Annotated in this window: 22 protein-coding genes; 10 read left to right on the plus strand and 12 right to left on the minus strand. The window is 74.7% G+C overall.

The window, feature by feature from the left end; genetic code table 11:
- Window positions 1-7 precede the first annotated feature (7 nt).
- On the plus strand, window positions 8-925 hold the full coding sequence (locus CP980_RS30120) for an NADP-dependent oxidoreductase (protein ID WP_132760097.1): 918 nt from the start codon (window positions 8-10) through the stop codon (window positions 923-925).
- A 77-nt stretch (window positions 926-1,002) separates the two neighbouring features.
- On the opposite strand, the gene CP980_RS30125 is transcribed toward CP980_RS30120, so the two are convergent.
- The 4 genes from CP980_RS30125 to CP980_RS30140 all read right to left on the minus strand — a co-directional run bounded on the left by CP980_RS30125 (window position 1,003) and on the right by CP980_RS30140 (window position 9,026).
- Window positions 1,003-3,159 carry a discoidin domain-containing protein gene (locus CP980_RS30125; protein ID WP_150529529.1) on the minus strand — a complete coding sequence of 719 codons (2,157 nt, stop codon included), beginning with the start codon at window positions 3,157-3,159 and terminating at the stop codon, window positions 1,003-1,005.
- 346 nt (window positions 3,160-3,505) lie between these two features.
- Window positions 3,506-6,427, minus strand: coding sequence for a poly(A) polymerase (locus CP980_RS30130; RefSeq protein ID WP_150529530.1), 2,922 nt, complete (start codon window positions 6,425-6,427; stop codon window positions 3,506-3,508).
- On the minus strand, window positions 6,427-8,301 hold the full coding sequence (locus tag CP980_RS30135; protein WP_150529531.1) for an RNA ligase family protein: 1,875 nt from the start codon (window positions 8,299-8,301) through the stop codon (window positions 6,427-6,429). The genes CP980_RS30130 and CP980_RS30135 overlap by 1 nt, the downstream gene beginning before the upstream one ends.
- An 86-nt stretch (window positions 8,302-8,387) precedes the next feature.
- The gene (locus CP980_RS30140; RefSeq protein WP_132759847.1) at window positions 8,388-9,026 is read right to left on the minus strand and encodes a TIGR03086 family metal-binding protein; all 639 of its coding nucleotides are present in this window, start codon (window positions 9,024-9,026) and stop codon (window positions 8,388-8,390) included.
- Window positions 9,027-9,125: 99 nt separating this feature from the next.
- On the opposite strand from CP980_RS30140, the gene CP980_RS30145 reads away from it, so the two are divergent.
- Window positions 9,126-10,097: a helix-turn-helix transcriptional regulator gene (locus CP980_RS30145; protein ID WP_150529532.1), complete on the plus strand. Its 972-nt coding sequence runs from the start codon at window positions 9,126-9,128 to the stop codon at window positions 10,095-10,097.
- Here the strand turns inward: CP980_RS30145 and CP980_RS30150 are convergent.
- The 4 genes from CP980_RS30150 to CP980_RS30165 all read right to left on the minus strand — a co-directional run bounded on the left by CP980_RS30150 (window position 10,091) and on the right by CP980_RS30165 (window position 14,430).
- Window positions 10,091-10,741: an NAD(P)-dependent oxidoreductase gene (locus CP980_RS30150; RefSeq protein ID WP_150529533.1), complete on the minus strand. Its 651-nt coding sequence runs from the start codon at window positions 10,739-10,741 to the stop codon at window positions 10,091-10,093. The genes CP980_RS30145 and CP980_RS30150 overlap by 7 nt on opposite strands.
- Window positions 10,742-10,865: 124 nt before the next feature.
- Window positions 10,866-11,309 (minus strand): hypothetical protein, encoded by a 444-nt coding sequence (locus CP980_RS30155; RefSeq protein WP_150529534.1) that lies wholly within the window; start codon window positions 11,307-11,309, stop codon window positions 10,866-10,868.
- A gap of 167 nt (window positions 11,310-11,476) precedes the next feature.
- Window positions 11,477-12,673 carry a DUF418 domain-containing protein gene (locus CP980_RS30160; protein ID WP_150529535.1) on the minus strand — a complete coding sequence of 399 codons (1,197 nt, stop codon included), beginning with the start codon at window positions 12,671-12,673 and terminating at the stop codon, window positions 11,477-11,479.
- Window positions 12,670-14,430, minus strand: coding sequence for a VanW family protein (locus CP980_RS30165; RefSeq protein ID WP_150529536.1), 1,761 nt, complete (start codon window positions 14,428-14,430; stop codon window positions 12,670-12,672). The genes CP980_RS30160 and CP980_RS30165 overlap by 4 nt, the downstream gene beginning before the upstream one ends.
- Window positions 14,431-14,684: 254 nt before the next feature.
- On the opposite strand from CP980_RS30165, the gene CP980_RS30170 reads away from it, so the two are divergent.
- From CP980_RS30170 to CP980_RS30195, 6 genes are all read left to right on the plus strand, one after another.
- On the plus strand, window positions 14,685-15,710 hold the full coding sequence (locus CP980_RS30170; RefSeq protein WP_229906994.1) for an NUDIX domain-containing protein: 1,026 nt from the start codon (window positions 14,685-14,687) through the stop codon (window positions 15,708-15,710).
- 126 nt (window positions 15,711-15,836) lie between these two features.
- Window positions 15,837-16,589 carry a VOC family protein gene (locus CP980_RS30175; RefSeq protein ID WP_150529537.1) on the plus strand — a complete coding sequence of 251 codons (753 nt, stop codon included), beginning with the start codon at window positions 15,837-15,839 and terminating at the stop codon, window positions 16,587-16,589.
- Window positions 16,590-16,687: 98 nt separating this feature from the next.
- A complete protein-coding gene (locus CP980_RS30180; RefSeq protein WP_150529538.1) occupies window positions 16,688-17,275 on the plus strand; it encodes an SDR family NAD(P)-dependent oxidoreductase in 588 nt (195 codons plus the stop codon).
- A gap of 21 nt (window positions 17,276-17,296) precedes the next feature.
- Window positions 17,297-17,953, plus strand: a complete 657-nt coding sequence (locus tag CP980_RS30185; protein WP_150529539.1) for a GNAT family protein — start codon at window positions 17,297-17,299, stop codon at window positions 17,951-17,953.
- A gap of 48 nt (window positions 17,954-18,001) precedes the next feature.
- Complete coding sequence (locus CP980_RS30190; RefSeq protein ID WP_150529540.1) at window positions 18,002-18,499, plus strand: hypothetical protein; 498 nt, start codon at window positions 18,002-18,004, stop codon at window positions 18,497-18,499.
- Window positions 18,500-18,654: 155 nt separating this feature from the next.
- Window positions 18,655-19,593: a class I SAM-dependent methyltransferase gene (locus tag CP980_RS30195; protein ID WP_373312862.1), complete on the plus strand. Its 939-nt coding sequence runs from the start codon at window positions 18,655-18,657 to the stop codon at window positions 19,591-19,593.
- A 77-nt stretch (window positions 19,594-19,670) separates the two neighbouring features.
- On the opposite strand, the gene CP980_RS30200 is transcribed toward CP980_RS30195, so the two are convergent.
- Together CP980_RS30200 and CP980_RS30205 are read right to left on the minus strand one after the other, a co-directional pair.
- Complete coding sequence (locus CP980_RS30200; RefSeq protein WP_132759858.1) at window positions 19,671-21,170, minus strand: DEAD/DEAH box helicase; 1,500 nt, start codon at window positions 21,168-21,170, stop codon at window positions 19,671-19,673.
- Window positions 21,171-21,282: 112 nt separating this feature from the next.
- Window positions 21,283-21,777, minus strand: coding sequence for a MarR family winged helix-turn-helix transcriptional regulator (locus tag CP980_RS30205; RefSeq protein WP_132759859.1), 495 nt, complete (start codon window positions 21,775-21,777; stop codon window positions 21,283-21,285).
- 108 nt (window positions 21,778-21,885) lie between these two features.
- Here CP980_RS30205 and CP980_RS30210 point away from each other — a divergent pair, with 108 nt between their 5' ends.
- Both CP980_RS30210 and CP980_RS30215 read left to right on the plus strand, forming a co-directional pair.
- Window positions 21,886-22,269 (plus strand): HGxxPAAW family protein, encoded by a 384-nt coding sequence (locus CP980_RS30210; protein ID WP_132759860.1) that lies wholly within the window; start codon window positions 21,886-21,888, stop codon window positions 22,267-22,269.
- Between the two features lie 87 nt (window positions 22,270-22,356).
- Window positions 22,357-22,563 (plus strand): cold-shock protein, encoded by a 207-nt coding sequence (locus tag CP980_RS30215; protein ID WP_132759861.1) that lies wholly within the window; start codon window positions 22,357-22,359, stop codon window positions 22,561-22,563.
- A gap of 91 nt (window positions 22,564-22,654) precedes the next feature.
- On the opposite strand, the gene CP980_RS30220 is transcribed toward CP980_RS30215, so the two are convergent.
- A complete protein-coding gene (locus CP980_RS30220; RefSeq protein ID WP_132759862.1) occupies window positions 22,655-23,236 on the minus strand; it encodes a TetR/AcrR family transcriptional regulator in 582 nt (193 codons plus the stop codon).
- Entirely contained in the window at window positions 23,233-23,586 is a 354-nt protein-coding gene (locus CP980_RS30225) for a DUF1304 domain-containing protein (protein ID WP_132759863.1), read from the minus strand. Before CP980_RS30225 ends, CP980_RS30220 begins: the two co-directional genes overlap by 4 nt.
- Window positions 23,587-23,598: the final 12 nt, after the last annotated feature.

Below are 23,598 nucleotides of genomic sequence, written 5' to 3' on the forward strand. Positions count from 1 at the left end.
GGACACCATGCGGGCGATGGCCTACGAGACGTACGGCGGGACGGAGGTGCTCACCGAGACCCGGCTGCCCCTGCCCAAACTGGCCCCCGGCGAACTCCTCGTCCGGGTCAAGTGCGCCTCGGTCAACCCCGTCGACTGGAAGATCATGGCGGGCGGGCTCGACCCCCTGATGGACGTGGTGTACCCGGTCGTCCCCGGCTGGGACGTCGCCGGCACCGTGGAGCGGGTCGGCATCGACACGCCCGAGTTCGCGGTCGGCGACGAGGTCATGGCGTACGCCCGCAAGGACTACGTGCACGGCGGGACCTTCGCCGAGTACGTCAGCGTGCCCGTTCGGGCCGCGGCCGCCAAGCCCGCCTCGCTCAGCTGGCAGGAGGCGGCCGGCCTGCCGCTGGCCGGACTCACCGCGTACCAGCTGCTCACCCGCCTCGCCACCGGCAAGGACGACACCGTCCTCATCCACGGGGCCGCGGGCGGGGTCGGGTCCTTCGGGGTGCAGATCGCCCGTGCGCTGGGCGCCCGCGTCATCGGCACGGCCTCCCCGCGCAACCACGACCGGCTGCGCGAACTCGGCTGTGAGCCGGTCGAGTACGGGGAGGGCCTGGTCGACCGGGTGCGCGCGCTCGCGCCCGACGGGGTCACCGTCGCCGCGGACTTCGTGGGCGGCGTCCTCGACGTGACCCGGGCGGTCCTCGCGGAGGGCGGCCGGCACGCCTCCATCGCCGACCCCGCCGTGCTGGGCGCGGGAGGCCAGTGGATGTGGGTGCGGCCCGACGCCGAGGGCCTGGCCGAACTGGGCAGGCTCGCCGACGCCGGGCAGCTCAAGGTCACCGTCGCCAAGACGTTCCCGCTGGCGCAGCTCGCGGAGGCCTTCGAGCTCAGCCAGACGGGCCGCACCGCAGGAAAGATCGTTCTGGAGGTCTGACGCGTCCCCGAACGCGGGGGAGGCGCGGGAGGCGCGGGGCGGCCGGGGCCGCCCCGCGCCCGCGTGGAGCTCTCGGATCAGGGGAAGGAGACGACCGTGGACGGGGTCGTCGACGTTCCCGAGGTGGGTGCGCCCGTGGTGTTGATGACGTGCTCGTACTGGCCCTTGCCGCCGAGCGAGACGACGAGCAGGTCGTGGAACTTCACGCCCGGCCTCACCGGCGCCTGGAAGCCGTGGTCCTGACGGATCGTCGGGTCCACGTTGTAGTAGCAGTAGCTGCCCAGGCCCCAGCCCTCGTGGACGGTCACCGAGTCGGCCACCTTGTAGGCCGCGTAGCCCTTGGTGGAACCGTTCTGGATCGCCGCCTGGTTGGGGGCGTCGTACGCCTTCTCGTTCTGGTAGAAGACCGTGCGGCCGCGTTCGCCGTTCCACTGCACGTCGTACTTGTTGAAGTGCTCGACGAACAGCCCGGTGGCGAGTACGTCGTCACCGTTCACGCGGAACCCGTAGTCGGCGCGGTTGGTCTCCCAGCCGACCCCGTCCCCGTGGTCGGCCCGCCAGATCCAGGTGTGGTCGACGATCGTGTCGTGGTTGTTGATCACCATGCCGACGTCCGTCCTGCCGGGGCCGGCGCCGCCGACCCGGATGAACACGTCCTGCACGGTCGTCGGGTTGGCGGCGTGGTCCGTGGTGGTGCCGGCCGGGCCGACCTCCAGCAGGCTCGGCGAGTCGACCGGCCCCGCGTCGATGAGGAACCCGGCGAGCCGCACCCCGTCCACGTCGGCGACCTTCATGGCCGTCACCCCGTTGTCCGGGACGAGCGTGGCCAGGCCCAGGCCCAGGACGACCGTGTCGGCGCGGTTGACCCGCAGGGTCTGGTCGACGTGGTAGACGCCGGGGGTGAAGAGCAGGTTCAGGCCCTGGTCCAGCGCCTGGTTCATCGTGGCGGCGGTGGTGCCCGGCTTGACCACGTAGAACCGGCTCAGCGGGAGCGAGCCGCCCTGCGGCGCGCCGTTGCCCCAGGAGGTGCCGCGCGCGTTCACGCGCTTGGCCGGGACGAAGACCTTGTACTCGGACCCGTCGAGGTACAGGAAGGGCTTCTCCCGGGAGACGGGAGTGGTGTCGAGCGTGGTGTACGGCGGGTTCGGGAAGGACTGGGCGGGCGCGCCCTGGACCCCGGAGAAGACCTGGTTCCAGACGCCGTTGCCCCAGCTGCCGATCGCGCTGTCACGCGTGTACCACTGCTGCTGGGAGTAGTTGCCGACCTGGCCGTCGACCTTCGAATCGGCGATGTAGCCGCCCGAGGCCCAGCCGAACCCGTCCGGAGCGAGGTTGAGGCCGCCCTTGACGTGCATGCGGCGGAAGGGCGCGGCCTGGGACACGGCCCAGCGGTCCGTGCCGTTGACGGGGTTGAGGGCGAGGTTCTCGGCCGAACGCCAGAAGTTCTGGGTGGCGTTGCCGCCGAACCAGCCCGCGTCGACGGTCACGTCGCCGTTGATGGTGGTGTCGTCCGGGCTGAGGCCCAGACCCGAGATGGAGGTGTAGAAGCCGATCTGGGCGTTGAGGCCGTTGTACGTGCCGGGCTTGAACAGGAACTGGTAGCGGCCGGCGCCGAACTGGGCCGACTCCTGCTGCCGGAACACCTCGTCGAGCCTGCCCTGGATGTTCGGCGTCGAGGGGTCGAAGACGATGACGTTGGGGCCGAGGTCGCCGCCGCCGGGGAGGGTGGGGCCCCCGCCGGAGGTGCCGAAGACCTGGAACTCGTAGAGGGAGTAGCCCCATTCGGTGGCGCGCTGGGTGCCGTACACGCGGACGTAGCGGGCGGTGCCGGTGATGTTGTGGGTGCCGACGCCGCCGGTGGCCGTGGTCGTGGAGTACGCGGTGCTCCAGCTGGTGCCGTCGGCGGACAGCTCGATCCGGTACGCCTTCGCGTACGCGGTCTCCCAGCGCAGTACGACCTGGCTGAGCTGGGCGGGGGCGCCGAGGTCGACCTGGATCCACTGCGGGTCGGCGAACTGGCTCGACCAGCGGGTGGCGTTGTCGCCGTCGACGGCGGCGGAGGCGGGCGTGCCGCCGTTCTCCTGGCTTGAGGCGGTGACGGGTCTGCCCTGGGAGAGGAGGACGGGCGCGGCCTGCGCGGGGGCGCCCGGGAGGAGCACGAGGAGGGCCGCCATGAGCACGGCGGCGAGGGCGGCGGCCGTCAGTCGTGGCGGATGGTCCGAGAGGCGGGGCATGGGGGCTCTCCTGACGTCGTGGATCCGGGGGATCGAAGCGTGAGTGAACTGCCCGCCCAGGGGGTCGTCAAGGGTTTCGGCGTTCATGAAATGAACGCCTGAGGAGGTGTCAACTACTGGTGGGGCCTGTGAACTCGGAGTTTCTTCAATCCTTGTGAAAAGTGTTGACGAAAAAAGTCGTGCGGACTCTACTGAGGCTCGTGACCGTTCCGTACCGAGGCTCGTGACCGCTCCGTCCCACCGCGCCCGCTGGGCGGGACGGAGCACGGCCGTCTTCGGAGAGTGGTCCTGGGTGGAGGGCCGGGGCCGGGGCGTGTTCGTTACTTGGCGCCAGGGCGAGGGCGGTTCACCCGAGCGAGGGGACCGCTCCGCATTCCGCCCAGGTGACCTCGACACCGGGCAGTTCGGCGGACCAGCGGCCCGCGAGCGCGGTCAGTCCGGCCGCGTCGGGCGGGGCGGCGCCGAGCCCGATCGCGTACCGGGCCGAGACGGCGGAGCGGGCGAAGGGGCGCGGCCAGGCGTGCGCGTCCCCGACGCCGGCTTCCGCGAGGGCTCCGAGCAGGGCGCGCATCCGCCCCCGGGCCCGGCCCAGGCGCTCCTCGAACTCCCGCGGCCCGTCGGCCCGTACGGTCACCACCGCCCAGGCCGCGTGGCGCCGGTGCGGGGGCGTAGCGGCAGGGGCCACGGCACCGGACTCGCCGCCGGGGTCCCCGCCGGACCCCTCCTCCATGAGCTCCCAACTCCGGTACAGCTCCCTGACCAGGAGGTCGCGCAGACCCGGGCCGACCTGGGCCGTGCAGGTGCGGACCGGTGCGGAGGGCGTCAGGACGGTGACGGGGCCGGGGTGCGGCTCGTGGGGCGCCTCCGTCAGGGCGATCGGGTCGCGCCAGTCCCAGGCGGCCCAGGTCCCGAAGAACTCCCGGAGCAGGGCCGTGGGGGACAGGCCGTCGCCCTCGCGGACCGTGCGGGCCGCCAGTACCGCCCAGGCCAGCCCCGGCAGCCCGCCGAACGGCGCCGAGTCCAGGCCCCGAGCGCGCGCCCACGCCTTGACCTCCCGGGCCAGCGCGACGAACCGCGCATGCCGCCCGCCGCCCACGAAGTCCCGTACCGCGTCGGCGTCGGCGACCGCGCCGAGCGCGATCGCGGCCGCCTCCCCGAGCTCCGCCCGCCGCCGCACCGCCCCGGCCGGATCCACCGCCCCCGTGCCGACGACCACCAGGTCCACGTCCAGCCCGGCCGCGCGCAGCCGCAGCCCCGGCACCCGCGCGCCGACGACCTCCCGCAGCCGCTCGGCCTCCGGGAGCGCTGCCGCGACCCGCTCCCGCACCTCGGTGATCGACGGCGTGCCAGGGAGCGCGGCCACCAGATCGAGGTCGGCTCCGGGCAGGGCGCAGCCCATGCGGCGGGATCCCGCGAGGTGCACCACGCCGTCCCCCAGCGCCTCCGCGATCCGGGCGATGAGGGCGTCGGCACCGGCACCGGCACCGGCACCGGCACCGGCACCGGTCTCCGGCTCGTGGGGCAGCGGCCCTGCCGGTTCCGCGTCCGGCACCCATCGCCACGCGCCCGTGCCCAGTTCCACCGTCGCCCGCACCCGCATCGGGCCGTCCCCGCGCCGGGACAGCACCGCCAGCTCCCCGACGCGGGCCGCAGTCCCGGTCCCGGATCCGGTCCCGGATCCGCCGAGCCGCGCGGCGAACTCCGCCAGGGCCCGCTGCGGGTCCCGGCTGCGCCCGAGCGTCAGATGCGGGGTGAAGCCCTCGCGCCCCCGGCACCCCGGGAACCGCTCCGCGAGCCCTCGCCGCAGCCGCTGCCACGGCTCGTCGCCGGCCGCCGCCGGGTCCAGCCACAGCGTGGCGTCCTCACGGTGCCCGAAGCCGTGCACTCCCGCGAGCCGAGCGGTGAACGGTGCGTTCTGCGCGGCCACTTCGGCCAGCAGGGGCAGCGCTGCCTCGAACGAGGACTCCGGTACGAAGCCGAACAGCAGGTTCACGTGCGCCGGCCAGCGGCGTACGGCCGGGTCGTGCGCCCGGCGCAGCTCCTCGACCGCCGGATCGTGTGGCGGCAGCCAGGCCGCCGCCGTCCGCGCGGTCGCCCGTACCCCGAGCACCGCGCGCCCCTCGCCCGGCTCCGCGAAGTCCACCACCGCCTCCACCCCGAAGTGGTCGGAGATGAACAGCCCGTCCGGACCGGGGGAGTCGCCGCGCAACGCGGCCTCCCGCACCCGCGCCCGCGCCGAGCGCAGCAGGATCCGGTCCAGCCGGGCCGGCCGCCCCGACAGGGAACCCACCGCCGCCAGCGGATTGGCCACCGGATCGAAGGTCGGCGTGGTGTCCTGCGCCCCGTGCGCCTCGGTCCAGGCGTCCCGCATGCCCAGCGCCGCCGCCGGACCCTCCCGTCCGCAGCGGCCGTCGTTGAAGTCGCCGAGCAGCGCCACGTCCGCCTCGATGCCGCTCAATCCCTCGGCGATCCGCGCCAGTTCGGCGCCTCGCCGGTCGGACCCGTTCTCCGTGTGATCGCTCGTCAGATGGACGCAGGCCACGACGAGCGGGCCGCCCTCGGTGTCCACCGTCACCGCCGCGACCGCCTTGTGCGGACCCAGCAGATGCAGTCCCGCCTCCCGTACGGGCAGCCGGCTCAGGACCAGCAGTCCGCTCGCGGCCACGTCCTTGCCCCGGGGATCGGTGGTCACGGTGTACCCGGAGCGCACCCACGGCTGCGCCAACAACAGCTCGAGCAGGGCCGGTTCGACCTCCTGGAGGGCGATCACATCGGCATCCGCGGCCGCCAGGTCGGCCAGCAGCATCGGCCTGCGCCGGACGGTGTCGATGCGTGGGGCGTCGTACCGGTCCCACAGGGTGTTCCAGGTCAGCAGCCGTACGGGTCGCGGCTGCGGGCCCCGGCCCCGGCTCGGGTCCGTGGCCGTACGGTTCGTCCCGGCCGGGCGCCAGGCGCCGCCGTCCGCCGGATCCCACGCGTGCGGGGTCCGGGCGGTGAAGAACGGGGCCCGCAGCAGCCGCGGTTCGCGGATCCGGCCGGCGTCGGTGGAGTCGATGAGGTCCACACCGCTCGCCCGGTCCCATACGAGCTCCCCGTCCGCCTCCACGAACAGCACCCGGTGCCAGGGGATGTCGCCGCCCGGCACGAAGGAGGGCAGCGGGACCCGCTTGGGCGGCGCTCCGCGCTGGTGCAGCCCGAACACGAAGCGGGCCGGATCGAAGCGGGGGTCCCAGCGGACCTGGTGGTAGAGCTCTTCACTGGTACGCATCAGCCGTCCTCGCCCGCTGCCGCTGCCGCTGCCGCTGCCGCTGCCGCTGCCGCTGCCACTTCCCCTGCCGCGGCCGCCGGAAGCGGCAGCGTCCGCGCCGGTGCTCCGATGGTCCCCGCCGTGTCCTCGACGGTCCCGCCCGCCCCGACGTACCGGATGCGGTGCGCCGCCCCCTGCCCGGGATACGGCGGGCTGAACCGGTGCAGCTGGGTGGCCAGTACCTGCGCCGGTACGGGATGGGGCCGGACGGCATTGCGCCGGGCCAGCTCCTCCTCCTCGACCAGTACCACGACCTGGGTGACCAGCGCGTCCCGGCGCCGCGCGACCGCGGCCGCCAGCCCCCGCTGCTGTTCGGTCAGGGAGGTGGCGTCCCACACCACCGTGGACCCGGCGCCCGCCGCCAGCGCGGCGTCCAGCCGGTCCAGGCCCTCGCGCAGCACGTCCGCGTTGGCGCGCTGGTCGGCCCGGGAACCCCGCGCGGCGCGCAGATCGTCGAGAGCGATGTACGCGGCCACGCCCGGCAGACCCCGGGCGTACGTGCTCTTGCCGCTGCCCGAGGGCCCGCACAGCTGCACCAGCTTCGGGAAGTGCCCGTCGCGCCACCGCCAGGTCGCGGCGACGGCCTCCTCGGCGGTGGAGATCCCGCCCCGCCCGTACGCCTCGCGGGCCTCCGCCCAGCAGCGGTCCGCCGCGTCCGGACCGAGGTCCCCGAGGGCCTCCCGCAGCCCGGCCCGCAGCGGACCCAGCGGATCGGGGCCGAGCAGCCCGGCCTCCTCGGCGTACAGCGTGGACCACTCGACGTGTTCGCGGGCCTGCGCGTCGCCCGCCGCCGCGGCCCCCGCCAGGGCGTGCAGCACGCCGAGATCGGCGGCGCAGGCCATCCGGACCAGCCCGGCCCGCCGCCCCTCGTCCGGGAACGGCCGTTGCAGGTACGGGTACAGCCCGACCAGGTCGGCCACCCGCCGGGCGAGCGGCATCCCCAGCGGCCCCGCCGCCAGCCGCGCCGCGATCCGGGCCCGCGGCGCGCGGTGCAGCACGGCGGCCAGTACCCCGGCCAGCCGGGCCTCGCCGGTACGGCCGGACGCGTCGAGCCGGCCCGCCACCTCGGCGACGACCGGCCCGACGCCCGGGGCGTCCGCTTCGCCGTCCGCCGGGTACGGCTCGCCCCCGCCCGCGGGCCCGGAGACCGGGCCGAGGGCCGCCGCCAGCTGCGCCGCATCCGGCTCGGAACCCGAGCGCACCGCCCACAGCGGAGCCCGCGCACCGAGCCCGTTCGGCACCACCTGCGCGTACATCCAGTGCGTGTCCGTCTGTACGTGGCCGCCGCGCACCCACTTGGCGACGTACCGCCCGAACTCCGCCCGCGCGAACCCGGCCACCGTCCGTACGACGTACCCCTCCTGCCGGGTGGTGTCGAGCCGCAGCCTGCGCAGGGCGCGCTCATCGAAGACGCCCCGCCAGAGCACGCGCGGGGTGGGCACCCCCAGTCCGTGCAGGAAGCGCACGGTCCGGTCCCAGTCCAGGCAGTGCTCCCCGTCCCACACCGAGAACCCGTAGAACCAGCTGTCGAGGTCCTCGTACGGGAGCGAGTGGCGGGCGTACAGGTTCTCCCCGCACACCCGCCACCCCGCCGGAATGCCGGCGCCGATCCGGCTCTGGAGGCCCTTGACCCAGGCCCGCGAGGGGTGGTGGCCGGAGTCCGGCGAGCGCGCGTGCAGCCCGTCCGCGTACAGGGTGGTGTTCTCGCCGTCCAGCTTCTCGGTGACCACGACCTCGCGCCCGGTCAGCCCCGCGAGTCCGGCGGCCCGCACGTCGTCCGCCCCCGCCCCGGGGGACCAGGGCAGGTGCGGGGTGCGGGGGTAGTGCGTGCGCATGGCCGGCTCCAGCTCGACGACGGTTCGTCGTCACTCTAGGTATCCGGAGCCGGGCCATCCACCCAATAACCCCCGCACCGGGTCCCTCAGGGGCGGCGTCCGGCCCAGGCCACCAGCCGGTCGATCGCCGGGGCATCGGCATCGACGGGCACCACCTCGGCGAACGGGATCCGTCCGCCGCGGGTTTCGGCCGGCAGCGCGCCGCGTACGACGCCGATCACCCGCTCGATCAGGGCCGGGTCCCAGTCCGGGCTCTGTCCGGTGGCCCGGGCCAGGTCCCAGGTGTGCACGGTCAGTTCGTGGGTGTAGACGACGGCGGCGGCCACGCCCGGCAGGACGCCGATCGGCAGGCGCAGCTGCCGCCCGAGGATGGCCGGGTCCGCCCACACCTGGGCGACCTCGCGGGCGCCCGGCTCCCAGGCCGCCGCCCAGTCGCCGTCGGCGATCTCGTCGGCGAAGGACGGGACGCTGAACGGGTCCTCGCCGCGGCCGATCACCGAGATCCGCCGGACGACGGCCACGAGGTGGCTCGCCAGCCGCCGGACGTCGAACTCCTCGCAGGGGGTCGGGGCGTCGTACTGCCCGGGCCGGACGGCGGCCAGCGTACGGCCCGCCAACTCGACGGCCGCGGCGAGGTCGACCCGCGGATCGAAGGAGGAGGAGGGGGCGGCGACGGCGCCGGTGGAGTCGGAAGGGGTCGCGATGAGCTGTTCGGTCTCGTTCATGCCTCCATCCTCGAAGGCAAAGTGGCCACCTTCTGGCCAGTTTTCCGAAGAGAATGAAACGGAGACGACGAACAGGCCCACGAAGGAGGAAAAAGGCAGATGAGAGCCGACCGGCTGGTGGCGGCCTTGCTGTTCCTCCAGGAGCGCGGCCGCGTCACCGTCCCCGAAGTGGCCGCCGAGCTGGAGGTCTCGGAGCGCACCGCGCGCCGCGACCTGGAGGCGCTGGCCGCCTCCGGCATCCCCGTCTACTCGCAGCGTGGCCGTGGGGGAGGCTGGTCCCTGGTCGGCGGGGCCCGTACCGACCTCACCGGGCTGACCGCCGACGAGATCCGGGCGCTCTTCCTGGTCACCGGCCCCCTGTCCGCCACCCCCGAACTGCGCACCACCCTGCGCAAACTGGTCAGGGCCCTGCCCCCCACCCTGCGGCCGCAGGCGGAGGCCGCGACCCGCGCCGGGGTCGTCGACGCCACGGACTGGTCCCGCAACGCCCTCACCGCCGATGCCGGCCACCGCTCCGCGCTGCAGGGCGCCGTCGTGGACGGGATCCGCGTCCGCCTCGGGTACGCGGGCGTCGGCAAACCGGCCGGCGAGCGCACGGTCGACCCGCTCGGGCTCGTGGCCAAGGCGGGGGTGGACTACCTCGTCGCCGGTACGGACAAGGGCCTGCGCACCTTCCGGCTCAGCCGGGTCACCTCGGTCGAGCCGACCGGCGAACCCGTGGTCCGGCCGCCCGGCTTCGACCTCGCCACGGCGTGGCGGACGCTGTCCGGCGCCTTCCAGGACGGCATGTACACGGTGACCGCGCGCGCCCGCGTCCGCCCCGACACGCTGGCCCTGCTGCAGCGCTTCCTCGGCGGCCGGGTGCGCGTCGGCGGTCCGCTGCCCGACGGCTGGACCGAGGTGTGGGTCGACGGACCGGCGGCCAGGGCCCTGGCGGGGCATCTGGCCGGGCTCGGGGCGGGGGTGGAAGTGCTGGAGCCGCCGGAGGTACGCCAGTGGCTGGCCCGGATCGGCGCCGAACTCACGAGGACGTACGCGGGGGAGGGGGCGCCGGACGCGCCCGGTCAGTAGCCGACGGTGAACCGCTTCCCGGGATGTCCGTCGCGCTCGATCTCGTCGACCAGGGCCACGGCGTAGTCCTCCGTGGAGATCCGGCTGAGGCCGTCCTCTTCCACGACCAGGTCGTCGAGGCCCAGCCGGTAGGTGCCCGTCCGGGTACCCGGAGCGACCTGCGCGGCCGGGCTCAGGCAGGTCCAGCTCACCTCCTCGACGGGGACGGTGCGCAGGAAGTCCAGCGCCTCGGCGTGGGCCTGCATGAGGGCGCGGACCGGTTCCGGGATGCCCGGCTCGGCGCTGACCAGCGGCCCCTGGGGGGTGCGCAGCGAACCGGCCCCGCCGACGACGACCACCCGGGGGCGGGGGACGTCCGGGCCGAGCGTGCAGACGCCGCCGATCAGGGACTTGGCGGCGGTCACGAGGACGGCCGGGTCCCCGCCGCCTGGGCCGACGGCGCTGACGACCACGTCCTGGCCGGCGGCCGCCTCGGCGACGGAGTGCGGGTCGAGGACGTCGCCGAGCATCACCTCGGCTCCGGAGTCTGCGAGTTTCGCGGGGTCACGGACCACCGCGGTGACCTCGTGGCCGCGGTCGAGCGCTTCGCGCAGGACGCGGGTTCCGATGGTGCCGGTCGCGCCGAACAGGGCGATCTTCGCCATGGCGACTCCCTGGGAGTGGAGGTGGTACGGGCCTCAGGTCGGACCCGCGCCGCCCATCCAAGCGAACCGTCCCCCCGCCTCCCGGCAGCCGGGCCGAATCCACACGGATGATCCACATCAGGCCTCAGCGGCAGAGGGCGACGATCGAGGGGTGGACCGTGCCCTTGGCGGCCTCGCACAGGGCGGTCATGTCGTACGGGCGCGGCTGCGCGGGTGCCGGGTCCTGTCGTACGCGCGGGTGTGTGCGGGGCTTGGGGGCGGGGGCCGGGCGGCCGGGCCGCGCCGGCCGGGCCGGTGCGCGTTCCGCGGCCCGGGGCGGAGCCGGCCGGCTCTCCTCGGCCGCTCCCTCGGCCGGCGCGGAAGGCTCCGGCTCCGGTGGTTCCGAGGCCGGCGGCGGCTCCGGCAGCCGCCCCAGCGGCAGGGCCTCGACGACCGCTCCCGGCTCCGCGGCCGGAGCCGTACGGGCCGCCTCCGCGGGCCGGTCGGGCCGTACGGTCACGCACCCGGCGGTCAGCGCCACCGCGGCGAGGATCAAGGGCAGGGGCAGGGCCGCCCGGCGTCGCAGCATCCGCCCACCCTGCCGTACGACAGCTGCCGGAACCTACGCACGGTCACACACACGGGTGACGGACGGCGGGCTCGCAGGGGCGTTCGGCAGGGGCGCGAGAAGTCCTCACGCCCGCGACCGCCCGCCACCGGACATACCGCGAGGGACGGAAGGGGCAGGGGCGGGTCTCAGCGGCCGCCGCCCTGCGCGGCCAGCCGGAGCAGGTGTTCCAACGGGCCCCGGCGCAGCGGGCTGTGCGCCCAGAAGCGCTGCCAGGCCCAGGCCGCGGCCAGGGCGACCCCCGCGAACCCGGCCAGCGCTCCCCAGCTCCCGGCCCCGTGCGCCGGGCCGGCCAGGACCAGCGCGTGCAGGACGTACGCGCTCAGGGCCATCGCCCCGAGCGCGGCCGGCAGCCGCAGCAGCCGCGCCCCGGCCCGGCCGTGCGCGGCGAGCGCGAAGAGCCCGACGAGCGCGCAGCCCACCCCCGCGTTGCCGATCGTCTCCAGCGGCGTCTGGCTGTACGGGTCCGCCACCAGCAGCCAGTCCCACGAGGTGCTCGGCACGGCGCCGAACTGCCCGCTCAGCACCTCCCGTACGGGATCGGCCGCCCCCAGGGCCTCCGGGTGGCGGGCCGCGACCACGTCGAGCAGGCGCTCCCGGCCGCCGAGCAGATGGGCGGCCACCCAGGCGGAGCCGTAGCCGCCGGCCGCGGCGGCCGCGCCCCAGAGCGCCATCCGCCCGGCGCCCCGGCGCTCGCGCGGATCGCAGAGCCGGCCGGCCGCCAGCCCGACCAGGACGTACGGGAAGTAGGTGGCGAGCGGATACGCGCCCGTGAGCAGCAGCTCGCACAGCACCCGGCCCGGCCCGTCCCATCCGGTGAGGGAGGCTGGTACGGGGACCGCGCCGCGCCCGGAGGTCTCGTACCCGAACACCGGGCCGAGCAGGAACGACAGCAGCGGACCGGCGACCACCGAGACCCCGGCGACGGCCGTGAGCACCGGGGCGGGCAGCCGGGTGAAGGGCTCGGCGGCGAGGAAGTAGACGGCGAAGAAGGCCAGGATGACCAGGATCCCGGGGCACAGCGCGGCCAGCACCAGCCCCAGCCCGGCCAGGACCGCGCAGCGGATCAGCAGGGGCCGGTAGCGGTGCGCCCAGCCGTCCGGCCGCTCCGCGGGCGGGCGGCCGCGCTGGGCGAGGGCGAGGGAGAACCCGGCGAGGAGGGTGAACAGCGCGGGCGCCCGCCCGTCCGCCGCGACGATCAGGTACCCGGCGCCCTCGGGCCGCGGTCCGGGACCCACATGGACGGCGAACATCCCGAGGACGGCCAACCCGCGGACGGCGTCGACGGCAGTGAGCCGCCCGCTGCCGCCGCGCGTCTGCGTCATCCGCAGGTGATGCGGTCGCGCGGGGTGTACCGGGTCTTCATCGTCTCCCGCTTGACCTCCTGGCCGCCCTGCACGAAGACGCGGTCGACGGAGACGTCGAAGCCCTCCAGCGGGGACTGGGGTTCGCACGTGGGCCCGCTGTCGGTGCGGGTCGCCGGCTGCTTGACGTTCGCACGGGGGCCTTGGATCGCGCGTACCTCCTCGTACCTCCTCGTTCCGAGGAAGGTGATGGTGATGGCCGTGTCGGTCGCTTCCGCCTGGATGTAGAGCGCCTTGCCCGAGTCGTTGGCGAAGCGCAGGTCGAGGCTGCCCCAGGCGACGGTGGCCTCGCGGCCCTCCGGGTAGCGCTCGATGTAGAACGAATGGGCCCCGTACTCGACTGGTTTGACGCCCGCGAAGAACATCGCGTTGAAGACGGTGGTCGCGACGGCCGAGACCCCGCCGCCGGAAGCCCTCTCGTACCGGCCGTTGTTGATGATCAGGCCGTCGACGAAGCCGTTCTCCTTGGTGCGTTCGCCCACGGTCCGGTTGAAGCTCCAGGTCTCGTCCGGCAGCACCAGCGATCCGTCGATCAGTTCCGCGGCGCGCCCGATGTTGGTCGTCCGGTACGCGGCGGGCTCGAAGCGGACGGTGAAGGAGGACGTCTTCTCCTTGATGCCCAGCTGCCGGACCGTGTCCCGCGTGAGCCTCGGCCGGACCGGCTCGGTGGCGACCTCGCCGGTACGGGCGGCCGGGCCGCTCCCCTTCAGCAGCGGCAGCACGGCCGCGGTCAGGGCCCGCTCGGTGATCTGCCGGCCCGCGCGGCCCTCTTCGGCGACGGCGACCTGCCCCGAGGCGTCGAGCCGCAGCTTCGCCTCGGCCGGGCGGGGGACGGCCCGGCGCAGCGGGTCGGCGAAGGCCGGGTCGGCCAGCAGGGCCTTGGCGTCGAGGGCGGGGGTCAGGCGGCGGCTGCCGTCGTCCTTGAGGGAGAGGTGCCGGGCGAGGAGGGCGGGGCCGACCGGTATGCGCTCGCCTCCGGCGGTGAGCGTGACGGGGGCCGACACCGCGGGCTCGGCGAGCTCCTTCAGGGCCCGGTCGGTCTCCGCCTGTCCGATGCGGGGCTGCGTCCGGTGGACCGGGAGTTCGAGCGGGTCGCCGCCGGTACGGGGGTGGGCCTCGCGCAGCACGCCTAGGGAGCGGTCGACGTCGAGGGCCGTGCCGGTGACCGGAGGTACCGCCTTGGCCTTGCCCTTCTCGAAGGTGACGGCGCCTTCGCGGACCTCCCGGCCGGCCTTCTCGCCGATCCCGTCGAGGGCGGCGCGGGCCTTCTTCTCGTCGAGGCGGACCACGGGGCGGACATCGGGGTCGCCGGAGGCGAAGAGGCGGCCGATCACGCTGACCGGGCCGGAGCCGGAGCGGGCGGCCCGGGCGACGGTGGCGGCGGTGTCCAACGACAGGCCGAGGGCGGCCGGTTCGGCCTGCTCGGCGTGGTCGCCGACGCGCAGCCCGAGTGGGGCCGCGGCGGCCGGGCCGAGCTCCCGGTCCAGGCGCCGGACGGCTTCGGCCCGGCTCAGCCCGCCGATGTCGACTCCTCGGACCTTGGTGCCGGACGCGATGTCCTCGCCGGTCAGGAGCAGCCCCGCGGCGTACAGTCCGCCGAAGCCGAGGGCGGCGGCCCCGCCGGCCACACCCGCGACGACGGGCGCGCTCCACCGCCGGGCGGGGGCGGCCCTGTTGGCCGCGTCCGCGCCCGTGTCCTTACGGGAAGCGCGTCGCATGGTGCTGCCTCTCCTCCGTGGTGCGGCGGGTCGGTTCGTACGGGTCCGGTGCGGGCCGGTGACGTGGTCGGACCGGCGGGTTCCAAGCCGCCAGTCCGCGAGACGAACGTACCAACGAGGGTGTAACAAGGTAATAAGGAGGTATAGGGGCGGCAAAGCGATGGTCAGCGGGCGGGTGGTGGAACCGGCGTAACCCCGGGGCCGTACGGGCTGTTGCACAGGCGGAGGGTCCATCCACGGTGAACGGAGTTCCGATGCCGCAGCTGACCGACGAGGCCGTGACCGAAGACCGGGACGAGGGCGACGGAAGCCGGCCGGGCACGTGGATGACCCCGCAGGAGTACGGGGCTTCGCGGGCCGCGCTGTGGACCGGAGCCGTCGTCCTGGTCACGGACGCCCACGGCCGGGTCCTCGTCCAGAGCGTCGACTACCGCCCCGACCGGCTGCTGCCCGGCGGCGCGGTGGACGCGGGCGAGGCTCCGGCGGCCGCCGCTGCCCGGGAGGTGCGCGAGGAACTCGGGGTCGACGGCCGCTACCCGCGCGGGCTCGCCGTGGACTGGATCCCCGCCGACACCCCGGGCATCCCGCCCGAGATGGGTTTCCCGGGGGAGATCATGCACGTGTACGACGGCGGTACCTGGACCCCCGAACGGATCGACGGGATCCGCCTCCCGGCCCAGGAGATCACCGGCATCCACTTCGCCGAACCGGCCGACCTCACCGCCCTGATGGACCCCGGCGACGCCCGCCGCGCCCTGTCGGCGCTGCGCGCCCGCATCAACGGCGGCGGCCCCGCCCTCCTGGAGGACGGCCGCCCCACCCTGCCGACCGCCCTGGACCGGCTCGGGGTCCTGCGCAGCCGCCGCACCCCGCTCCACGGCACCTGGCATCCCGGCCCGGTGCCCCCGGGGCTGCCCGTACGCGAGCCCTCGGCCTGGCTGTTCGCCCCCGACGGGCGGGTCCTGCTGCTGATCTCCCGCAGCACCGGCTGCGCGCACCTGCCCTCCTCCGCCCCCGGCTCGGAGCCGCTGGGCTACCGCCACGCCGACGGGACGGCCCATCCCCGCACGGTGGGCCGCCTCCCCTCCCCGCCCCCGGCCGGGGACCCGGCGTACGCGCGTCTGCTGGCCACCCCGGAGCAGGTCCGCGAACTCGCCGACTGGGGCCCGGCCGGCCACGCCGAACTGGCCGCGGTGCACGGGGCCCGTACCCGCCTCCGCCTCCCGGACGCGCCCCGCACCCCCCTCACCGAGCTCCCGGCGGACGCCTCCGACCACTGATCGCGCGGTACGCCGGCCGTACCCGGGAAGAAACCCGGATGCGGGTGCCGCACGGCGCCCCTAGGCTGCGCCCGCGGGGCGGCCGAGGCGCCGTACCGGCCGTCGGCGAATCGGAGATGCACGGGCATGACCAGTCAGCTGTTCGCGATCTGCTTCCACGCGACCCGGCCGTCGGACCTCGCACGGTTCTGGTCCGGGCTCCTGGGCCGGGAGCCGGCCGGCGGTACGGACGACGGCATCACGCTCCTGCCCCCCGACGCCGCCGGGTTCCGCATCCGTTTCCTGCCGAGCGAGGAGCCGAAGACCGGCCGGAACCAGGCGCACTTCGACCTGACCAGCAGCTCGCCGCAGGAGCAGCGGCGGACGGTGGCCAGGGCGCTGGAACTCGGCGGACGGCACATCGACGTGGGCCAGCTCCCCGAGGAAGGCCATGTGGTGCTCGCCGATCCGGACGGCAACGAGTTCTGCGTCATCGAGGCGGGCAACACGTTCCTCGCCGGCACCGGCTTCATCGGGGCGCTGGCCTGCGACGGCTCGCAGGAGGTCGGCTACTTCTGGAGCGAGGCGCTGCGCTGGCCGCTGGTCTGGGACCAGGACCAGGAGACCGCGATCCAGTCGCCGGACGGCGGTACGAAGATCACGTGGGGTGGCCCTCCGGTGGCGCCCAAGACGGGCCCGAACCGGCTGTACTTGGAGCTGGCGCTGCCCGCCGACGCCGACCTGGAGGCCGAGATCGAGCGCCTGATCTCGCTCGGCGCGACGCGTACCGACGCCGACGCCGACGCCGGTGCCGACCCCGGTGCCGGCGGCGGCGACGACGGACGCGTGCTCCTGCTCGACCCGGACGGCAACGAGTTCTCCGTGCGCAGGCCCCGGTAGCGAAGCGGCCGTGCCGGACCGGCGCCCCCGGCCGGACGGCGGCCCGGGGCGGCTGCGATCATGCTCCGTGTAGCGACCACGGAATCCGGAGCGCAGCCATGGGGTTCGAACACCACCGCGTCGTCATCACCGCCGCGGGGCGGGACTTCGGCCGGACCCTCGCCCTCCGGTTCGCCGCCCGGGGAGCGGACGTCCACCTCTGCGCGCGGACCCTGCAAGCCGCCGAACGCGTCCGCGAGGCGGTCCTCGCGCAGGGCCACGACGCCGGCCGCGTCCACGCGTACGCGTGCGACCTCGCGGACCCCGCCTCCGTGCGGGAATTCGCGGCCGCGGTGTCCGCCCGCACCGACCGTGTCGACGTACTCCTCAACCACGGCTCCCGCTACCACCACGGACCGGACCTGCTCTCCGCCTCCGACGCGCACGACGCCTTCCACGCCGCCACATCCGCCCAGGCGGGTTCCACCGAGATCCTCTCCCGCCGGCTGCGCGAGCACGGCGTCCGCGTGATCTCCCTCTACCCGCCGGACTTCGACGACCACGACCCGCTGTCCCCGCAGTGGGAGGGGGCCCCGCGCACGGCGAAGGACCCGCGGACGGCCCAGTCGCCGGTGGACTGCATCTTCTTCGCCGTCGGCCGGCCCCGGGACTGCTTCATCAAGTCCTTCCACTTCGAACAGGTCTGACGGACAAGGGGACGTACACGCATGGGACGTACGCGCGAGACGCTCGAAGAGATCCTGGCCGCGGCCGCCGAGGGGGAGTTCCCCCCGGCCGACGGCGGGACGACGGTGGTGCCCCAGCCGAGTCCGCGCGACGCGGGCGTCATCGCCTTCACCGCGCACTCCGTCGTGTTCACCGACGAGGACCCGCGGTGGGTGCGCTCCACCCTCGCCGCCCTCGACTGCGACGCCCTGGCGGCCACCATGCACCCCCGCTTCCTCACCGCCCTGCTGGACCGCACCCGCCGCACCACCGACACCGTCGACCTGCTCACCGTCGCCGGACCGCTGCCCGGCGACCCGCCCCTGGAGCTGCGCGAGGTCGACGACCCCGGCCACCCGCGGGTGCGCCGGGCCCTGCGCCGCCGCGACGGCGTACGGGTCTGGGCGGCCGACGGGGGAGTGCTCGTACTCGGCCGCGGTGTCGCGGGCCGCTGGGAGACGGCGATCGAGGTGGACGAGGGGGTCCGCCACCGGGGCCTCGGCCGGGACCTGGCCCGCGCCGCCCGCCACCTCGTCCCCGACGGCCACCCGGTCTGGTCCCAGCAGGCAGCGGGGAACGCCCGCAGCATCCGCGCCTTCCAGGCCGCCGGGTACCGCCCGGTCGGCTCCGAGGCCCTGCTGCTGGCGCCCCCCGGCTGAGGCACCCCTGGACACCGGGTGTTCAGGGGAGTCGTGTGGAATGGGTGCATGGGGAGAAGCGAGAACCACATAGGGGCCGAGGGCACGGCCACCACCGTGCCCGAGCACTGGCGTTACGGGCGTCACCTGGAGGCCCTGGCCGCCGCGGCCACCGGAGCGGGCGAGGCCGACGCCGTGGCCGCCGTACTGCGCGACCGCGACCCGGTGATGGCCGAGAGCGCGGTGGTCACCCACCTCGACCGGCGCGCCGCCCAGCTGCTGGCCGACCCGCGGTTCCCCGGCTGGGCCCGCGCCATGGGCACCGCGATCGGCCCCCGCGCCTTCCCGGCCCGCCGGCTGCGCGAATGGACCCTGCTCAAGGCGATCGCCGACGGCGAGCCGTGGTCCGCGGCCGAGCTCACCGCCGCCTCCGACTGGTGCCAGCGCACCGCCGCCCAGTCGCTCACCTCGTACGAGGCACTCGGCCTGCTCGCCGCGACGGCCCGCACCCACCGCGTGCGCACCGTCGCCGCCGCGCGCCTGCGCCGCCGGAACGCCACGGGCTGAACCCGGAGGCGGGCAGAAGTGCGGGGGACCGGGGCCGCGGTTTTATCCGCTTCGCACAGGAGTCTCGTCACACGGCCGTTCGGGGGTTTAAGGTCTGCCTACCTGGCCGGGTATCAGCGTTGATTCCGATGCCGTTCCACTGGAGGCTGCTCTCCGTGTCGCACGTTTCCCATGCTCCCGTCACCACCCCCGACGGCGAGCCGGCCCCGCCCGCACCAACCTCGTACGACCAGGTCAAGGGTTGGTTCTCGGGCTATGACCAGGTGCTCTTCGACTGGTTCCTGTCCCGCCGCGGCGCGGAGGAGAAGCCGGGCGATCTTCTCGAACTCGGCGCTTTCATGGGGAAGAGCGCGATCTTCCTCGGGGGGTACCTGCGGGAGGGCGAGGAGTTCACCGTCTGCGACCTCTTCGACTCCCCGGCGCCGGACGACTCCAACCTCGCCGAGATGCAGGACTCGTACCCCACGCTCACCCGCCGCGGCTTCGAGACGAACTACCTGGCCTTCCGCGAAGAGCTCCCCACGATCATCCAGGCGCCGACCTCCGTCGTCGCCGAACGCGTCCGCGCGGCGAGCTGCCGGTTCGTCCACATCGACGCCTCGCACCTCTACGAGCACGTCGTCCAGGACATCGCCTCCTCGCGGGTCGTGGCCGCCCCGGGCGCCGTCGTCGTCTTCGACGACTACCGCTCGGAACACTGCCCGGGCGTCGCCGCAGCCGTCTGGGCCGCGGTGGCCACCGGCGAGCTGCACCTCATCGCCGTCTCGGCGTCGAAGCTGTACGCGACCTGGGACGACGCGGCGCCGTACCAGGCGGATCTGCTCTCCTGGCTGGAGGGCCGGGAGGACCTGTGGCACGGGGTGGACCTCGTGGCCGGCCAGTCGCTGGTCCGCATAGGCGACGAGGGGGCCGTCCCGCCCGTGCCCCCGAAGCCGCTGCGTCCGGCGCCCGAACCCGCCGCCGCGCCGCAGCCGGCGCACCAGCCCGGACCCCGCCCGCGGGTCGCCACCGCCTGGCGCAGGCTGGCCAAGGACCTGCTCCCGCCCGTGATCACGCGGGCGATCGTGGCCCGGCGGCGACGCCGCCGGGGCTGACCCGTCGATCGCCCGTCCGCGGACATCCGTACGGTGCCGGTCCCCGCACAGGGGGCCGGCACCGGTGTCTTCGGGCCTCAGCCGCCCCGGCGGACCCGGGCGGCGCGGCGCGCCTCGGCCAGCTTGCGCGCCTCCGAGGTCTTGCGGGACTCCTTGCCCGCCCCGGGCCGGCCCGGCCGGGTACCGATCCCGCGGAAGCCGAGGTCCGAGCCCGAGGGCCGGCCCTTGGCATCGGTCGGCTCGGCACCCGCCAGCGGCACACCGGACGGGGCTTTGGCCCCGGTGATCCGGCTGAGCGCGGCCTCGCCGGAGCGGACCTGGGTGATGGTCGGCCGGATCTTGGCCTCGGCCATCAGGCGGACCATGTCCCGGCGCTGGTTCGGGGTGACCAGGGTGACGACCTTGCCCGACTCGCCCGCGCGCGCGGTGCGGCCGCCGCGGTGCAGGTAGTCCTTGTGGTCGGCCGGCGGGTCCACGTTCACGACCAGGTCGAGGTCGTCGATGTGGATGCCGCGCGCCGCGACGTTCGTGGCGACGAGGACCGTGACGGCCCCGGTCTTGAACTGCGCGAGCGTGCGCGTGCGCTGCGGCTGCGACTTGCCGCTGTGCAGCCCTTCCGCCCGTACGCCCATGGCCCGCAGGTGCTTCACGAACTGGTCCACGCCGTGCTTGGTGTCCAGGAACATCAGCACCCGGCCCTCGCGCGCCGCGATCTCGGTGGCGGCGGAGTACTTGTCGGCGGAGTGGATGTGCAGCACGTGGTGGTCCATCGTGCTCACCGAGGCTGCCGACGGGTCGACGGAGTGCGCGACCGGGTCCTTCAGGTAGCTGCGCACGAGCTGGTCCACATTGCGGTCCAGGGTGGCCGAGAACAGCATCCGCTGCCCGGCGTGGTGCACCTGGTCGAGGATCTCGGTGACCTGCGGCATGAAGCCCATGTCGCACATCTGGTCGGCCTCGTCGAGGACGGTGATCCTCACCCGCTCCAGGTGGACGTCGCGCCGCCCGACCAGGTCGCTGAGCCGTCCCGGGGTCGCGACGACGACCTCGGCGCCGGTGCGCAGCGCGCTCACCTGCCGGCCGATCGACAGCCCGCCGACCACCGTGGCCATCCGCAGGTCAAGGGCCTGCGCGTACGGGGTCAGCGCCTCGGTCACCTGCTGCGCCAGCTCGCGCGTCGGTACGAGGACCAGGGCCAGCGGGCGCTTCGGATCGGCCTTGCTGCCCGCGGTGCGCGCCAGCAGGGCCAAGCCGAAGGCCAGCGTCTTGCCGGAGCCCGTGCGGCCGCGGCCGAGGATGTCGCGGCCGGCCAGGGAGTTGGGGAGGGTCGCCGCCTGGATCGGGAACGGCTGCGTCACCCCCAGGTCGGTCATCGTCGTCACCAGCTCACGGGGCAGGTCCAGCTCGGAGAACGCCTCCACCGGCGCCAGCGCCGGCAGGGCCGTCTTCGGCATCGCGTACTCGCCCCGCAGCGGAGCGGTCCGGGGGGTCTTGCCGCCCGACTTCGCACCGCCCTTGGGGCCTGCCTTGGCTCCGGCCTTGATGCCGAAACGCCCGTGAACCGACGGGTTCTTCATGCAGAACCTTCCGTGAGACGTGAAAAGTCGAATTTTACCATCGGGGCCGTGGCGCCCGGGTGCCGCCGGGGGGAGCGGTCGGCCCGCGAGGGCAGCGGCTGCGGGGCCATGGCTACGGGGCCGCGGGGCCCAGCCGTCCGCTGCGCACCTCGGCGAGGTGGGCGGTCATCTCGACGGTCGCCCGCTCGAACCAGTCGGCGATCACGGCGACCTCGTCGGGGGAGTACTGCGCGAACACCGCGCCGAGCCGGGCGTAGAGGGGCTCGTACACCGCGATGACCCGGGCGGCGGCTTCGGGTACGGCCACGACGCGCACCCGGCGCCGGTCCGCGGGGTCCGGCTGCCGACGGGCGTATCCGGCCCGCTCCAGGCGGTTGAGTACGCCGGTCACGGCCCCGGTGGTCAGGTTCGTCAGCTCGGCGAGGTCGCCGGCGCCGAGGGGGGCGTCGCAGGCGCCGAGGATGTGGCCCAGGCAGGTCAGGTCGGTGACGTTCAGCCCCAGCAGCTGCGCCACCTCCTGCTGGCCGATCAGGCTCAGCGCGACGTACCGGTCCATGCGCGACAGCGCCTCCTCGGCCGTGGCGGAGGGGCGGGGCTTGCCCTGCACGCACATACTCCTTAGTGTCTAAGTAACTTAGCTCGTGAGATGCTTATCTTGCTGACTAAGGCATCTCGCCTTTCGAGCCTACTGCCGCCCGTCCGTATGGAGAGAATCATGAGCGCGCACGGAGACGTCGACATGGGCCACACGGTGGCCGGCTGGACCGGTACCGCCCTGGCCCTGATCGGTTTCACCGGAGCAGGGGCCGCTTTGTGCGCGGCCTGGACGCCCGGTGTCTGGCTCGGTCTCGGTCTGGTCGCGGCGGCCGGGATCGTCACCTGGCTGCTGCACCTCGCCGGATGGGGCAAGCCCAGCGGCCCCCGCCCCCGCTCCGCGTGGGACTGGCGTACCCGGGACACCGTCGCGCGGACCGGGCACGCGCAGTGCCTGGGCTGCCGGGCCGGCGGACCGCGCCGGGCCGCTGCGGCGGCGCCCCGCCCGGTGCCCGCCGAATCGGCCGGTAAGGAGTTCGACCCTGCTCCGATCGGCCGCGCCTGAGGTGTGGTGGGCGGGGCGGACGGGCAGGATGGGGACGGCTGCACCGCACGTGCGGCCCGCGTGGAACGTTGAGAAGGATCAGTACTGATGGCAACAGGCACCGTGAAGTGGTTCAACTCGGAGAAGGGGTTCGGCTTCATCCAGCAGGACAGTGGCGGCCCCGACGTGTTCGTGCACTTCTCCGCCATCCAGGGCACCGGCTTCAAGGAGCTGCAGGAGAACGAGAAGGTCGAGTTCGACGTCACCCAGGGCCCCAAGGGCCCGCAGGCGGAGAACGTGGTTCCTCTTCGGTGACAACCACTGTGACGCCACTTCTGTGACGCCACTTCACGAGCCCAGCCCGTGACATGAGCCCCGCCGGTCGGTCCGGCGGGGCTCATGGCCGTTACGGGGCCGCGGGCCGCGAGCCCGCGCGGTGCAGGGCCAGCAGCAGCGGCCAGAGGTGGCCGGCCAGCTCCGCCGGGGAGCCCGGGACGCTGCCGTGCAGCCAGTCGGCGAGGATCCCGGTGAAGGCCGCGGCCACCGCCGAGGCGACCAGGTCGGCGTGGGGTGCGCCGGCCGCCGTCCGCTCGGCGCGGGCCCGGGCGCGCAGCTCCCGGTGGAGGCGCTCGCCGAGCGGGCCGCCGCCGCCCGCCAAGAGCAGGGTGCGGTACAGGGGTGCGTGCGCGGCGGCGTCGGTGAGGAAGCCGGCCAGCGCGGCCGGGGGCCGGACCGGGGCGCGCGCGCCGGGCTCGGTCTGCCAGGCGTGCAGGGCGTCGACCGCCGCGTGCACCACGTCGGCGCAGGCGTCGACGGCCAGTGCCGGGAGGTCCACGTAGTGCAGGTAGAACGTGGCGCGGCCGACCCCGGCCCGGCGGACCACGGCCGAGACGCTGACCTCTCCGAGCGGCCGGTCGGCGCACTCGGCGAGCAGGCTCTCCCGCAGCCGTGCCTTGGTGCGGGCGGTACGCGGGTCCTCGGGGCTCACGCGGCCGACAGCGCCGCGCCCAGGGCGAGCGCGCCGGGCAGGGCCTGGGCGAGGAGGATGCGCCGGTTGGCGGTCGCGCCCCCGTACAGCCCGGCGACGATCACGCAGACGAGGAAGAAGATCTGCGTGGCGAGGGAGTCGATGACCAGCGACCAGACCAGGCCGGCGGCCAGGAAGCCGTTGTAGAGGCCCTGGTTGGCGGCGAGGGGCGCGGTGCGGCGGGCCAGGTCCGCGTCGAAGCCCGACAGGGCCCGGCCGGGCGGCCGCTGCCACAGGAACATCTCCAGGACCAGGAAGTACACGTGCAGGGCGGCGACGACACCTATGAGGACCTGAGCGACCGTGTGCACGACAACCTCCAG

Origin of the sequence: Streptomyces vinaceus, assembly GCF_008704935.1 — a bacterium.
Classification (GTDB): Bacteria; Actinomycetota; Actinomycetes; order Streptomycetales; family Streptomycetaceae; genus Streptomyces; species Streptomyces vinaceus.

What these genes read in the sequence shown, in the direction of transcription:
- CP980_RS30120 (WP_132760097.1), top strand. Translation starts at nt 8, where the DNA reads ATGCGGGCGATGGCCTACGAGACGTACGGCGGGACGGAGGTGCTCACC.
- CP980_RS30125 (WP_150529529.1), bottom strand. Translation starts at nt 3,159, where the DNA reads ATGCCCCGCCTCTCGGACCATCCGCCACGACTGACGGCCGCCGCCCTC.
- CP980_RS30130 (WP_150529530.1), bottom strand. Translation starts at nt 6,427, where the DNA reads ATGCGTACCAGTGAAGAGCTCTACCACCAGGTCCGCTGGGACCCCCGC.
- CP980_RS30135 (WP_150529531.1), bottom strand. Translation starts at nt 8,301, where the DNA reads ATGCGCACGCACTACCCCCGCACCCCGCACCTGCCCTGGTCCCCCGGG.
- CP980_RS30140 (WP_132759847.1), bottom strand. Translation starts at nt 9,026, where the DNA reads ATGAACGAGACCGAACAGCTCATCGCGACCCCTTCCGACTCCACCGGC.
- CP980_RS30145 (WP_150529532.1), top strand. Translation starts at nt 9,126, where the DNA reads ATGAGAGCCGACCGGCTGGTGGCGGCCTTGCTGTTCCTCCAGGAGCGC.
- CP980_RS30150 (WP_150529533.1), bottom strand. Translation starts at nt 10,741, where the DNA reads ATGGCGAAGATCGCCCTGTTCGGCGCGACCGGCACCATCGGAACCCGC.
- CP980_RS30155 (WP_150529534.1), bottom strand. Translation starts at nt 11,309, where the DNA reads ATGCTGCGACGCCGGGCGGCCCTGCCCCTGCCCTTGATCCTCGCCGCG.
- CP980_RS30160 (WP_150529535.1), bottom strand. Translation starts at nt 12,673, where the DNA reads ATGACGCAGACGCGCGGCGGCAGCGGGCGGCTCACTGCCGTCGACGCC.
- CP980_RS30165 (WP_150529536.1), bottom strand. Translation starts at nt 14,430, where the DNA reads ATGCGACGCGCTTCCCGTAAGGACACGGGCGCGGACGCGGCCAACAGG.
- CP980_RS30170 (WP_229906994.1), top strand. Translation starts at nt 14,685, where the DNA reads ATGCCGCAGCTGACCGACGAGGCCGTGACCGAAGACCGGGACGAGGGC.
- CP980_RS30175 (WP_150529537.1), top strand. Translation starts at nt 15,837, where the DNA reads ATGACCAGTCAGCTGTTCGCGATCTGCTTCCACGCGACCCGGCCGTCG.
- CP980_RS30180 (WP_150529538.1), top strand. Translation starts at nt 16,688, where the DNA reads ATGGGGTTCGAACACCACCGCGTCGTCATCACCGCCGCGGGGCGGGAC.
- CP980_RS30185 (WP_150529539.1), top strand. Translation starts at nt 17,297, where the DNA reads ATGGGACGTACGCGCGAGACGCTCGAAGAGATCCTGGCCGCGGCCGCC.
- CP980_RS30190 (WP_150529540.1), top strand. Translation starts at nt 18,002, where the DNA reads ATGGGGAGAAGCGAGAACCACATAGGGGCCGAGGGCACGGCCACCACC.
- CP980_RS30200 (WP_132759858.1), bottom strand. Translation starts at nt 21,170, where the DNA reads ATGAAGAACCCGTCGGTTCACGGGCGTTTCGGCATCAAGGCCGGAGCC.
- CP980_RS30210 (WP_132759860.1), top strand. Translation starts at nt 21,886, where the DNA reads ATGAGCGCGCACGGAGACGTCGACATGGGCCACACGGTGGCCGGCTGG.
- CP980_RS30215 (WP_132759861.1), top strand. Translation starts at nt 22,357, where the DNA reads ATGGCAACAGGCACCGTGAAGTGGTTCAACTCGGAGAAGGGGTTCGGC.